This is a genomic window from Ensifer sp., from assembly GCF_035999135.1.
Lineage (GTDB): Bacteria > Pseudomonadota > Alphaproteobacteria > Rhizobiales > Rhizobiaceae > Ensifer.
On the sequence record NZ_DASYGZ010000206.1, the window covers coordinates 62989 to 76075 of the forward strand.

The following is a 13087-nucleotide window of genomic DNA, read 5'->3' on the forward strand; positions in this document are numbered from 1 at the left end:
TGGCTCCCCCTTTGCGCATGACGTGACGGCGCTTGTGGCGCCGTCACCGTTGAGACCAATCGGAAATCAGTCGACGACGCAGTTGCACTCGCTGGCGAGCGCTGCCGGCACTTCGATGCCGAAGGCTGCGGCCGCTTTCTTCGAGATCAGCGGTGCGTGATCTTCGTAGGCGGGGCGCGACGGCGCGATGGTCTTGGGGTCTGCGCCTTTCAGGATCTGGGCAGCGATCTTGCCGGCATTGACGCCGACCTGTTCGTAGTTGACGGCGAAGCTTGCCGGCACGACACCGTCACGAACGGCGCCATCGTCGGAATTGACGATCGGGATCTGGGCCTGGCGGGCGGCGGCGGAAACGGCGCCGATCGCCGGCTGCAAGAGGTTGGATGCAGGCGTATAGATCACGTCGGCCTTGCCGGCGAAGGAGGCGATGCGCTGTTGGATGTCGTTGACGTTGTCGACACCGACCTCGACGACCTCGAAGCCTGCGGCAGGTGCCGCTTCCTTGATCTTGTCGAGCAGCGCGGTGTCGTTGGCCTCACCCGGATTGTAAGGCACGCCGAAGCGCTTGGCGTTCGGCAGGAGCTTGTGGGTGAAGGCCATGACGGCGGCCACGTCCTGAAGGTCGGTAGCACCGGTCATGCCATCGTCACCCGCCTCCCACGACGGAACGAGCTTGGCGGCCACCGGGTCGGTAACGGCTGAGAACACGACCGGAATGCCCGAGCCTGCGAGCGCCTTCTTGGCGATCTGCGAGACGGGCGTCGTGATGGTGTAGACGAGCTTCGGCTGTTCGGCCTGCAGCTTGGCGATCATCTGCGGCACCAGCGAGGCATCGAAATTGGTGTGGCTCTCGGTGTAAACCACATCCTTGCCTTCGACGAAGCCGTTTTCGGAAAGCGCCTTCTTGAAGCCGGCGATCGACGCGTTCAACTGCGGATGCTCGCCGAAATTGGCGATGCCGATGCGGATCGGATCGGCCGCCGCCGCGTGAGCGCCGAGCGCAATTGCGCCGGCAACGACCAACCCCGAAAGCCACGTGCTCTTAAGCCTGCTCATACATCCCTCCCAGAAATTCACGAGCGTGACCGCCCTCCTCGGCGGTGTGCGGCGATGATGGCGAGGGCCAGAGTTCTTGTCAAACAAATATATATATTTTCTTCTTTGGCTCCGAACTATATATATTTGTACCGATCCGATGCGGGCGCTAAGGGAACGCAATGCAGGACCACGAACAGTCGACGAAAACGGAAACGGCATACCGGTTGCTCCGCCGAGACATCCTGGCGACGCGGCTGAAACCGGCCGCGCCGATGAAGCTCAGTGCGCTGCGCGAAAGCTATGGGATCGGCTGGACGCCGTTGCGCGAGGCGCTCTCCCGGCTGGAGGCGGAAGGTCTTGTGACGGCGATCAGCAATCGCGGCTTTGCGGTCGCCCCGGTTTCACGGGAGGAACTGGACGATCTCACCCGTGCGCGCCTTGCCGTCGAGATGCCGTTGTTGCTCGAGTCGATCGAGAACGGCGACAGCGCCTGGGAATCCGCCGTCGTCACGGCGCACTACCGGCTGTCGCGCTGCAAGGTTTCCGTCGAGCATTTTTCCGAAAGCGAGGTCGACGAGTGGGACGAGAAACATGCCGGCTTCCATGCGGCGCTGATCAGTGCCGCACGGTCGCGCTGGCTGTTCCGCTTCCAGGCGACAATTTCCGATCAGCTCCGGCGCCATCATCGCTTCTTGAGCCTTGCGCCGACGATGCGGGCGGCCTCGGGGATGAGTGCCGGTTACGAGGAGGCGGTGGCGGCGCTTGAGGACGCCATGGCGATCGAGCATCATACCGCCCTGATGGAAGCGGCCCTCGATCGCGACGTTGCGCGCGCCGGCGCACTGATGGCCGAGCACATCGGCTTTACCGTCAACGTCTATGCCCAGTCCGAGGACGGCGGTCGAGCCGTTGCGCCGATCGGCCCGCTGACCGCCGGTCTCGCGTCCGAATGACGGGCCGTGACAACCTGTGCAAGACCTGCGAACCTCTTTGAGAAACAGGAAGACGAAGTGCCCGGTGATTTGCCGACCGGGATTTTTAAGCGGACGTTCGAATGATGGGTGAAGAAAAGTTCGACATCGCGCCGGAATGGTTGGATGGCGAGACCAAGGCGCTCGAAGCGCCGGGCGATCATCGCGCCGAACTCAGGCTCTGGCTGCGCCTGCTCACTTGCTCGACACTGGTCGAAAGCGAAGTCCGCAGGCGTTTGCGGGAGGAGTTCGATTCGACCTTGCCGCGCTTCGACCTGATGGCCCAGCTCGAACGTGCGCCTGACGGCATGGTGCTTGGCGAGGTGTCCAAGCGCATGATGGTCTCTCCGGGCAACATAACGGTGCTGGTGGAGCGGCTGACCGAAAGCGGTCACATCAGCCGCACGACGCTCCCGACCGATCGACGGGTACAGGTCATCGCGCTCACGCCCTTTGGCCGCTCTGAGTTCGAGAAGATGGCGGCACGGCACGCCGACTGGATCTCCGATCTGTTCGCCGGGCTTCCGGCGCGGGAGGGCGGCGTGCTGATGGATGAGCTGGCCACCCTCAAGCGATCGATCATCGCCTCGCTCGCCCGCAATTCCTGACGGCTCCCGCCCCTCTTTCCCTCCCTGCTGCCGAACGGCCGAGTGGCGACGCTTTCGAGTCCGCCCCGCGGAGGCGCACGTGCGGAGCAGGCACACGTCCAAAACAATTTTAAGCTTGAAATTTCTCTTGAACGAGTCCACGCTGCTTGAAGCAGTTGGGATGGCGGCAATGCCAGCTCGACGGCGACGCGCGCAGCCGGAGCTCGGGAGGAGAACGACATGCGGATCGTCTGTATCGGTGGCGGGCCCGCCGGGCTCTATTTCGCGCTGCTGATGAAGCGCCAGCATCCGGAGCATCACGTCACCGTCGTTGAGCGGAACCGCGCCTTCGACACCTTCGGGTGGGGGGTCGTGTTTTCGGACCAGACCATGCAATCCATGCGGCAGTGGGATCCGCAAACGGCCCAGGCGATCGAGGTCTCCTTCAATCATTGGGACGACATCGAACTGGTGTTCAAGGGTCGCAAGATCAGGACGACCGGCCACGGCTTTGTCGGCATCGGCCGCAAGAAGATGCTCAACATCCTCCAGGACCGCTGCCTGGAGCTTGGCGTCGAGCTTGTTTTCGAGACGGATGTCGAAAGCGACGAGCAATTCGCCCATGCGGACCTCATCATTGCATCCGATGGCGTCAACTCGCGCATCCGCAACAGGTACGCTGATATCTTCCGGCCCGACATGGTCATCCGGCCGAACCGCTATGTCTGGCTTGGCACCGACAAGAAATTCGACGCTTTCACCTTCGACTTCCAGCGCACCGAGCACGGCTGGTTCCAGGCGCATATCTATCGCTTCGACGAGAATACCTCGACCTTCATCGTCGAAACCACCGACGACGTCTTCCGTGCCCACGGCCTTGACCAGATGGACCAGGACCAGTCGATCGCCTTTTGCGAAAAGCTCTTCGCAAGCACGCTCGATGGCCACAGGCTGATGACCAATGCCCGGCATCTGCGCGGCTCCGCCTGGCTGAATTTCGGCCGGCTGATCTGCGAGAAGTGGAGCCACTTCAACGGCCGCAGCCATGTCGTCCTGATGGGCGACAGTGCCCACACCGCCCATTTCGCCATTGGATCGGGCACCAAGCTCGCGATCGACGACGCCATTGAACTCACGCGGCAGTTCGATATTTTCGGCCACGACAAGGCCAACATCCCCACGGTGCTTTCCGCCTATGAAGAGGTGCGCCGCGTCGACGTCGCCCGCATCCAGAATGCCGCCCGCAACGCGATGGAGTGGTTCGAGGTCGTCGGCACGCGGTATGCTGACACGCTGGAGCCCGAGCAGTTCATGTACTCGATGCTGACCCGCTCGCAGCGTATCAGCCATGAAAACCTGCGGCTACGCGACAAGGACTGGCTGGAAGGTTTCGAACGCTGGTTCGCTGAACGCGCCGGCGTCGAACCGGCCGCAAACGGCACGGTGCCGCCGCCGATGTTCACGCCGTTCAAGTTGCGTGGCCTGACGCTCAGGAACCGCATCGTTGTGTCGCCGATGGCGATGTATTCGGCAACCGACGGCCTGCCGAACGATTTCCATATGGTGCATCTTGGTGCGCGCGCCATGGGCGGCGCAGCGCTGATCTTTCCGGAAATGACCTGTGTGTCCGCCGATGCCCGGATCACGCCCGGATGCCTGGGTCTCTGGAACGACGAGCAGGCGCAGGCCTTCAAGCGCATCGTCGATTTCGTGCACCAGCAGACGCCGGCCAAGATCGGCATCCAGCTCGGCCACGCCGGCCGCAAGGGCGCGACCAAGCTCGCCTGGGAGGGGATCGACCAGCCTTTGAGCGAAGGCGGCTGGCCGCTGATTTCAGCCTCCCCCCTGCCCTACCTCAAGCATTCCGACATTCCGCGCGAAATGACGCGGGCGGACATGGACCGGGTCCTTGCGGATTTCGTCGAGGCCACCGAACGCGCCCGAGACATCGGTTTCGACATTCTCGAATTGCACGTGGCGCACGGCTACCTCCTGTCGAGCTTCCTGTCTCCGCTCACGAACCTTCGCGCCGACGAATACGGCGGTGACCATGCGGCCCGCGCCCGCTTCCCCCTCGAGGTGTTCCACGCGGTCCGCAAGATCTGGCCCGAGGACCGGCCGATGTCGGTGCGCTTGTCGACCCATGACTGGCACGAGGGCGGTAACACGCCCGAGGATGCCGCGATCTTCGCCCGGATGTTCAAGGAGGCGGGCGCCGACATGATCGACTGCTCGTCCGGGCAGGTGGTGAAGGAGGAAAAGCCGGTCTACGGCCGCCTGTTCCAGACGCCGTTTTCCGACAAGATCCGCAACGAGATCCAGGTTGCGACCATCGCGGTCGGGTCAATTTCCGAGGCCGATCACGCCAATTCGATCATTGCCGCCGGCCGGGCCGACTTGTGCGCCATCGCCCGCCCGCATCTGGCGGACCCGTCCTTCGTCCTGCATGAGGCGGCGAGGATCGGCTATGACGATCAACCCTGGCCAAAACAGTATCACTCCGCCCGCGCGCAGTATGTGAACAACCTCGCCCGTGCCGCAACGACGGTGGTGAAGCCATGAGCCGGCACGCCCTCGTCACAGGTGCGGGAAGCGGCATCGGCCGGGCGATCGCCCTTGCGCTTGCGGCGGACGGCCACATCGTCAGTCTTGCCGGGCGACGCGCAGAGCCGCTTGAAGCGGTGCGAGAGGACATCCTCGCGTCCGGGGGGCAGGCGCAGGTTTGCGCCGGGTTTGACGTGGCCGATCCGGAAGCCGTCGAGCAAGGGATCGCGGCGGCGATTGCCGCGGCCGGAGACATCGCCGTTCTCGTCAACTGCGCCGGGGAAGCGCCCTCGGCGCCGTTCGAAAAGACCGATCTCGCCCTTTGGCAACGGGTGATGACCACCAACCTCACCGGCGTCTTTGTAGTGACGCAGGCGGCGCTCGGGTCGGTGCGTCGCGCCGGCAACGGCCGCATCGTCAATGTTGCAAGCACGGCGGGCCTGACGGGCTACGCCTACGTGTCTGCCTATTGCGCCTCCAAGCACGGGGTCGTCGGCCTGACGCGCGCGCTCGCGCTGGAGCTTGCCCGCACCGACGTGACCGTCAACGCCGTCTGCCCCGGTTTCACCGACACGCCCCTCATTGACGGCGCGCTCGATACGATCAGCGAAAAGACCGGGCGAACACGCGAAGAAGCCCGTGCGAGCCTTGCCCGGACCAACCCGCAAGGACGGTTGGTAACGGCTCAGGAGGTGGCCCACACCGTTTCCTGGCTGGTGTCGGAGAAGGCGAGCGCGATCACCGGCCAGGCGGTCGCGGTTGCCGGCGGCGAAGTTCTTGGAGGATAAGATGACCAACCCGATGCAGGCCAAGAAGCGTCCCTTCAAGGGCCATAAGCCAGAACATTTCCTGTTTGAGACCGATGCCGATGGCCGGGTCGCCACGATCACGCTCAACCGGCCGGAAAAGAAGAACCCGCTGACCTTCGAGAGCTACGAGGAGCTTGCCGATCTCTTCCGCTCGCTCGCCCGCGCCAGTGACGTGCGAGCCGTGGTTCTGACTGGGGCGAACGACAATTTCTCCTCCGGCGGCGACGTCTTCGAGATCATCGAGCCGCTGACACGCATGTCGATGCCCGATCTTCTCGATTTCACCCGCATGACCGGCGAACTGGTGCGCCAGATCCGCGCCTGCCCCCAGCCTGTGATCGCCGCCGTCGATGGCATCTGCGCCGGCGCCGGCGCCATTCTCGCCATGGCCTCGGACTTCCGTGTGGCAACGCCCGAGGCGAAGACGGCCTTTCTCTTCACACGCGTGGGGCTCGCCGGCGCCGACATGGGAGCCTGCGGCATTCTTCCCCGCATCATCGGCCAGGGCCGTGCCGCCGAACTGCTCTTCACCGGCCGCGTCATGACGGCTGCGGAAGGCCACGCCTGGGGCTTCTACAACGCTCTGCACGAGCGTGCGCCGCTGCTTGCCGAAGCCCAAAAATTCGCGCGCGGTATCGCCGACGGCCCATGGTTCGCCCATGCGATGACCAAGAAGATGCTCGACCAGGAATGGGCGATGGGCATCGACCAGGTGATCGAATCCGAAGCCCAGGCCCAGGCGATCTGCATGGCGACCGGTGACTTCCGTCGCGCCTTCGAGGCCTTTGCCGCCAAGGCAAAGCCTGAGTTCAAGGGCAATTGACGATGGGCGCGCCCGATAAGACGCCGCGCGGGCCGTCCCGCGATCATCTCGACTGGCCATTCTATGAGGACCGGCATCGTGCGGTTGCCGCCGGGCTCGATGATTTCATCCTCGGCGGTGGTCTCGGCGCGGTCAATCACGCAAACGTCGACGCTGCCTGTCGGGATCTGGTGACGGCATTGGGTGGTGCCGGCGTGCTTCGCCATTGCGTGCCCAAGGCCTTTGGCGGCGCGTGCGACGAGATCGACAGCCGCACGCTGTGCCTGATCCGCGAAACGCTCGCCTACACCGATGGCCTTGCCGATTTCGCCTTCGCCATGCAGGGCCTCGGGACAGGTGCTGTCAGCCTGTCCGGCTCCGAGGCGTTGAAACAGGCCGTCCTGCCCAAGGTCGCTCGCGGCGAATGGATCTCCGCCTTTGCACTTTCCGAGCCCGAGGCCGGCTCGGATGTCGCGGCGATGGCGTGCGCTGCGCGCCGCGATGGCGATCATTTTGTACTCGACGGCGAAAAGACCTGGATCTCCAATGGCGGCATCGCCGACGTCTATACGGTCTTTGCTCGCACCGGCGAGGCGCCGGGGACCCGCGGCATTTCCGCATTTGTGGTTTTCGCCGGAACGCCGGGTTTTCGGATCGCCGAGCGCATCGAGACGATCGCGCCGCATCCACTCGCCCGACTTGCCTTCGACAATTGCCGCATTCCGACGTCGCAGCTTCTTGGGAGCCCTGGCGAAGGCTTCAAGATCGCCATGCGCACGCTCGACATCTTCCGTCCCTCGGTGGCGTCAGCCGCGATCGGTTTTGCCCGGCGCGCGCTCGACGAGGCGGTGTCGCATGCAAAGAACCGCAAGATGTTCGGTGCGACGCTTGCCGATCTGCCGACGGCGCAGAGCACGCTCGGCGACATGGCGACAGCGATCGACGCCTCCGCCCTTCTGACGTCCCGCACCGCCTGGCAGCGCGACGTGCAGAAGCGGCCGACGACGCGGGAAGCGGCGATGGCCAAGATGACGGCGACGGAGAATGCGCAATGGGTCATCGACCAGGCGCAGCAGCTATTCGGCGGTCGCGGCGTGCGCGTCGGCGAGATCACCGAGCGGCTCTATCGCGAGATCCGGGCGCTCAGGATCTACGAGGGCGCGACGGAGGTTCAGAAGCTCATCATCGGCCGCGAGCTGATGAAGGATACGACACGATAGCGGGCTGCGCGCGTGCGGGGCCCGAATACGGCGTTCGAGACGCTGGCACAACATCTGGAGACGACAAATGCACACCATCCTGCAACCTGAAGGCTGGGCCAAGCCCATCGGCTACGCCAACGGCGTCGCCGCCAGGGGCCGCACCGTTTTCGTCGGCGGCCAGATCGGCTGGAACGCGCAGTCAGCGTTCGAGACGGACGATTTCGTCGAGCAGGTGCGCCAGACGCTGAAGAACGTCGTCGCCGTGCTCGCCGCCGGCGGCGCGGAGCCGCACCACATCACGACGATGACCTGGTACTTCACCGACAAGCAGGAATATGTCGGCAACCTGCGTGGCATCGGTCAGGCCTATCGCGACATTATCGGTCGGCACTTCCCGGCGATGGCGGCGATGCAGGTCGTGGCGCTCGTCGAGGACCGCGCCAAGATCGAAATCCAGGCCACCGCCGTCGTTCCGGACTGAGGATCGCCATGGCCGAGATCCGGTTTTCCGAGAGCGTTTCCGCCCGCCTTGAAGGTTCCGCCCTCGTCGTCACCATCGACAATCCACCCGTCAACGCCCTTTCAGCCCATGTTCGCTCTGGCCTGATGGCGGCGCTTGACCATGCCGCCGGCGACGCTTCGATCGTGGGTATGGTGATCACCGGCGCCGGCAGCACCTTTGTCGGCGGCGCCGACATCAGGGAGTTCGGCAAGGCGCCTGTCGAGCCGATGCTTCCCGCCGTCATCGAGCGGATCGAAGCCTTCGACAAGCCGGTGATTGCTGCTGTCAACGGCGCAGCCCTTGGCGGCGGTTGCGAAGTCGCCCTTGCCTGCCACGGTCGCATGGCCGGGAAAGAAGCGTCATTCGGCCTACCCGAAGTCAAGCTCGGCCTCGTTCCAGGTGCCGGCGGGACGCAGCGGCTGCCCCGCCTTGTCGGCCTTCAAGCGGCGATAGACCTGGCCGGCACCGGGCGCCCGGTCAAAGCCGCTGAAGCCGTAGCACTCGGGCTCGTCGATGGCATGGCGGATGACGCAACGACGGCCGCGCTTACCTTCCTGCAGGACCAGGCCGGCAGACCGCTTCGCCGGACCGGCATGATGGCCGTGCCCCCGGCCGATCGCGCGTCGGTCGACGCTCAGGAAGCGAAGATCCTGGCGCGGGCGCGCGGGCAATCGGCTCCTGCCGAAGCCATTCGCCTCGTCAGGGCCGCGGCGGAACTTGATCTCGATCGGGGACTTCAGGACGAACGCGCGACATTTCTGCGTTTGCGCGACTCAGCAGAGTCCAAGGCCCTGAGACAAGTGTTTTTTGCCGAGCGCGCCGCCGGCAAGGTTGAGGGGCTCGACAAGGTATCACCGAGGCCTATTGACACCGTCGCGGTGGTCGGTGCGGGGCTGATGGGCTCAGGCATCGCTGTTGCCGCCTTGACGGCCGGCTACCGGGTGATTGCCCTGGAACAGGCAGAGGACGCGGCCGAAAGCGGCAGGGCGCGGATCGCCGAAACGCTCGACAAGACCGTCCGCTCAGGGCGGCTTGCCGCCGATCAGCGCGATGTTCTTGTCTCCCGGCTGCAGATGACCACGGACGCCGCCGACCTTGCCGTCGCAGACCTCGTCATCGAAGCGGTGTTCGACGACCTTGAGGTCAAGGCGGAGCTTTTTCGCAGGCTCGACGGCATCGTCGCGCCCGGCACTATATTCGCGACCAATACCAGCTATCTCGATCCCGATGCGATTGCGGCGGCCACCGCCGACCCCTCGCGCGTGGTGGGCCTACATTTTTTCTCGCCCGCCAATGTCATGCGGCTGGTCGAAGTTGTCGACTGCGCGAAGACGGCGCCCGATGTGCTGGCAAGCGCGCTCGCCTTCGTCAAACGGCTGGGCAAATTGCCGGTCGTTTGCGGCGTGACAGAGGGGTTCATCGGCAACCGCATCTTTTCCGCTTATCGCCGTGAGGCGGAGTTCATGCTCGAAGATGGGGCAGCGCCCGAGGAGATTGACGCAGCACTCGAAGCCTATGGCTTTCCGATGGGCATCTTCGCGGTCAACGATATGGCGGGTCTTGAGATCGCCTGGGCGCGGCGCAAGCGCCAGGCAGCAACCCGCGATCCACTTCAGCGCTATGTCGAGATCGCCGACAGGCTCTGCGAAGCCGGCCGCCTCGGCCTCAGGAGCGGTCGCGGCTGGTACGCATACACCGATGGCAAGCGCGCGGTCGATCCCGAGGTTACCGTGATCATTGCGACGGCGCGGGCGGCGAAGAAGATCACCCCGCGCGATTTCACGTCCGAGGAAATCCTCGAGCGTCTGCTCAGAGCAATGGTTGAGGAGGGCGAAGCGCTGATATCCGAAGGGATTGCAGCCCGGTCCAGCGACATCGACCTGGTTATGATCAACGGCTACGGCTTTCCGGCCCATAGGGGTGGACCCATGTTTGCCGCGCAGAACCCGTAGGATTGGCATGTGTGAGGCGCGTATGCGTGTCGCAGAGGTCCCCTTTGTTGCCAAGAGTATTGGCGTCGGACCGGGTATCTCGCTCGTCCTGCGGCGACCCTGAGGCAACCACCGGGTCCGTGCGCTGTGTCGGACGGATGCAAGTGATTCTCTGGGGAACAAGCTTCGGAAGACGTCGGCTGATCGATTCGCTTCAACGGCGCACGCAAAGGTGTTGGTAAATACGATCTGCCGTTTGCTCCGGGCATTAACAAAACTGTAACATTTTCAGGGGTTAGCGGCAGAAATCGGGGGTTTGTGGCGTCCGCACGTTATGCCTTTGTTAACCCTATTGAACTGGACGGAATCGGAGAATCGTGTTCTAGCTCTTAGCGGACAATGGCCGGCAAACCGGCGATAGGCCGCCAAGAGGGTGAGATGGCGATAGCGCAACGCACAGAATCGGACGTTCAACTCAAGGAAGACGCGGCAGCAAAGATCTTGCGGCACGCCGGTCTTTTGTCGAGCCAGCTGCAGCAGCTGCGGACCCGCATGTACCCGCCGACATCCGAAAAGACCTTGCGGTCGTTTCTGACGAACGAAGTTTCGAAACTGACATCGATACCGGATTCGACCCTCAAGCTGATGTCATCCGAGGGCCGCGGGCCGACGCCTAGCCGTCTTGAGAACAATCACCGGGTCTACACGCTCGCCCAGATCAACGAGCTTCGGGAACTGTTTGCCAAGCAAAAGCCTTCCGAAGCGTTGCGCTTTCTACCGCGCCGGCGCCCGGGCGAGCACCTGCAGGTGCTTGCGATCGCAAACTTCAAGGGCGGAAGCGCCAAGACGACGACCTGTGTGCACCTCGCGCACTATCTCGCCCTGCATGGCTATCGTGTTCTCGCGCTCGACCTCGATCCCCAGGCATCGCTGTCGGCGATGTTCGGCGCCCAGCCGGAACTCGACGTCGGCGCCAACGAAACGATCTACGCCGCACTTCGCTACGACGACAATGAGCGGCGTCCGATCCGCGACATCATTCGCAAGACCTACTTCGACGGCGTCGATCTCGTTCCCGGAAACCTCGAGGTCATGGAGTACGAGCACGAGACCCCTCGGGTGCTGGCGAACCGGTCGAGCTCCGGCGCGATCTTTTTCGAGCGGCTGAAGCTTGCGCTCGCCGAGGTCGAAGATGACTACGACATCGTCATTCTGGATACGCCACCGTCGCTCGGCTTTTTGACACTGAGCGCGATCTATGCGGCGACAAGCATGGTCATCACGGTCCATCCCGCCATGCTGGATGTGGCCTCGATGAGCCAGTTTCTCCTGATGATGGGTGATCTCATCAGCGTCCTGAACGAAAGCGGCGCGCAGCTCGACCAGGATTTCATCCGCTATCTCGTGACGCGGCACGATCCCAACGATGCCCCGCAGTCGCAGGTCGTCGCGTTGCTCAGGCACATGTTCGGGTCAGATGTGCTGCTGCCCACCGCCATTGAAAGCACAGCCGTGGAAGCGGCCGGCCTGGCAAAGCGCTCGATCTATGAACTCGAAATGGGCCAGATCGGCCGTGATACGCACAAGCGCGCGCGGGAAGCCGTCGACGCGGTCAATGAAGCGATCATCCGCCTTGTCAACGACAGCTGGGGACGCACATGAGCAAGTCTTCCCGCAAGTCAATTGTCGCAAGCTTCGGTTTGCTGTCGGCGGAGCTGGAAAACAAGCTCGCAGATGAACCGAAACCGGCCGCCCCTCCCCCGTCGCCACGGGTCGGCGCGGGCGTCGTCGGCGCAGCGCATCGCGCGATCGACGACATCAGGGCCGAGCGAGACCGATTGAAGGCAATCGTCGAGGCCGGCGGGGGCGCGGTCCTCGATCTCGATACCGCACTTATCGATCCTTCCCCCTATCCGGACCGGCTGGCGGACGACGACGCCAGCGATTTCGAAACGTTCAAGCGTTCAATCGAGGCCGAAGGGCAGAAGGTGCCCATTCAGGTCCGGCGTCATCCGTCGTCGGCCGGTCGCTATCAGATCGTCTACGGCCACAGACGCTGGCGAGCCGCCAGGGAACTTGGCAAGCCGGTGCGTGCGCTGGAGGTCGAGATCTCGGATCTCGATCTGGTCGTTGCGCAGGGCATCGAGAATGCCAACCGGCAAGACCTGACATGGATCGAGCGGACGCTGTTTGCGTCGCGAATGGACGATGCCGGCATCAAGGCGCGCAACATCTATGCTGCGCTGTCGATTGCAGATGCCGAGCTCGCCAGGATGCGAGGCGTCTATCGGGCAATCCCTGCAGACGTGATCGAAGCGATCGGCCGGGCGCCCAAGATCGGTCGCCCACGCTGGATCGAGCTTGCGAAAGCCATAACGAGCGACCCCGAATCTCTCGTTGTCGTTCGTCGCGTTCTGACGGATGCCGTTGGCGGCACTTCGGTATCGGACCAGCGCTTCCAGCGGGCATTCGAGGCGGTGAAGCCGTCGCGGCAGCCGCAGGAGGACAGCAACGAATTGTCGGACCTGGCGGGCCGGAAACTGGGCGCATGGAAGATTTCGCCCAAGGAGCTTCGGATTTCCGCGGACGGCCCGCTCGGCGTTGAGTTCATGAAGTTCGTCGGGAAGGAACTGCCGGCTCTTATGGAGCGCTTTTCTCGCGAGCGTGAGAGCTGAGACGCTCAGCATAGCTGCCTGAAAGA

Annotated in this window: 11 protein-coding genes; 10 read left to right on the forward strand and 1 reads right to left on the reverse strand. The window is 63.8% G+C overall.

Annotated elements, in window-relative coordinates; all coding sequences use genetic code 11:
• Nucleotides 1-66: 66 nt before the first annotated feature.
• Nucleotides 67-1056 carry an ABC transporter substrate-binding protein gene (locus tag VGO12_RS27490; RefSeq protein ID WP_327515893.1) on the reverse strand — a complete coding sequence of 330 codons (990 nt, stop codon included), beginning with the start codon at nucleotides 1054-1056 and terminating at the stop codon, nucleotides 67-69.
• Between the two features lie 161 nt (nucleotides 1057-1217).
• Between VGO12_RS27490 and VGO12_RS27495 the strand changes: the two genes are divergently transcribed.
• The 10 genes from VGO12_RS27495 to repB all read left to right on the forward strand — a co-directional run bounded on the left by VGO12_RS27495 (nucleotide 1218) and on the right by repB (nucleotide 13061).
• Nucleotides 1218-1991 (forward strand): GntR family transcriptional regulator, encoded by a 774-nt coding sequence (locus VGO12_RS27495; protein WP_327515894.1) that lies wholly within the window; start codon nucleotides 1218-1220, stop codon nucleotides 1989-1991.
• Between the two features lie 101 nt (nucleotides 1992-2092).
• Nucleotides 2093-2617 carry a MarR family winged helix-turn-helix transcriptional regulator gene (locus VGO12_RS27500; protein ID WP_327515895.1) on the forward strand — a complete coding sequence of 175 codons (525 nt, stop codon included), beginning with the start codon at nucleotides 2093-2095 and terminating at the stop codon, nucleotides 2615-2617.
• A gap of 219 nt (nucleotides 2618-2836) precedes the next feature.
• Nucleotides 2837-5158, forward strand: coding sequence for a bifunctional salicylyl-CoA 5-hydroxylase/oxidoreductase (locus VGO12_RS27505; protein WP_327515896.1), 2322 nt, complete (start codon nucleotides 2837-2839; stop codon nucleotides 5156-5158).
• Entirely contained in the window at nucleotides 5155-5928 is a 774-nt protein-coding gene (locus tag VGO12_RS27510) for an SDR family NAD(P)-dependent oxidoreductase (RefSeq protein WP_327515897.1), read from the forward strand. The genes VGO12_RS27505 and VGO12_RS27510 overlap by 4 nt, the downstream gene beginning before the upstream one ends.
• 1 nt (nucleotide 5929) lies before the next feature.
• Nucleotides 5930-6772: an enoyl-CoA hydratase family protein gene (locus VGO12_RS27515; protein WP_327515898.1), complete on the forward strand. Its 843-nt coding sequence runs from the start codon at nucleotides 5930-5932 to the stop codon at nucleotides 6770-6772.
• Between the two features lie 2 nt (nucleotides 6773-6774).
• A complete protein-coding gene (locus VGO12_RS27520) occupies nucleotides 6775-7971 on the forward strand; it encodes an acyl-CoA dehydrogenase family protein (protein ID WP_327515899.1) in 1197 nt (398 codons plus the stop codon).
• A 67-nt stretch (nucleotides 7972-8038) separates the two neighbouring features.
• Nucleotides 8039-8434 carry a RidA family protein gene (locus VGO12_RS27525; protein WP_327515900.1) on the forward strand — a complete coding sequence of 132 codons (396 nt, stop codon included), beginning with the start codon at nucleotides 8039-8041 and terminating at the stop codon, nucleotides 8432-8434.
• 8 nt (nucleotides 8435-8442) lie between these two features.
• Nucleotides 8443-10407 carry a 3-hydroxyacyl-CoA dehydrogenase NAD-binding domain-containing protein gene (locus VGO12_RS27530; RefSeq protein WP_327515901.1) on the forward strand — a complete coding sequence of 655 codons (1965 nt, stop codon included), beginning with the start codon at nucleotides 8443-8445 and terminating at the stop codon, nucleotides 10405-10407.
• Between the two features lie 417 nt (nucleotides 10408-10824).
• Nucleotides 10825-12048: a plasmid partitioning protein RepA gene (repA, locus tag VGO12_RS27535; protein ID WP_327515902.1), complete on the forward strand. Its 1224-nt coding sequence runs from the start codon at nucleotides 10825-10827 to the stop codon at nucleotides 12046-12048.
• Complete coding sequence (repB, locus tag VGO12_RS27540) at nucleotides 12045-13061, forward strand: plasmid partitioning protein RepB (RefSeq protein ID WP_327515903.1); 1017 nt, start codon at nucleotides 12045-12047, stop codon at nucleotides 13059-13061. Before repA ends, repB begins: the two co-directional genes overlap by 4 nt.
• Nucleotides 13062-13087 lie beyond the last annotated feature (26 nt).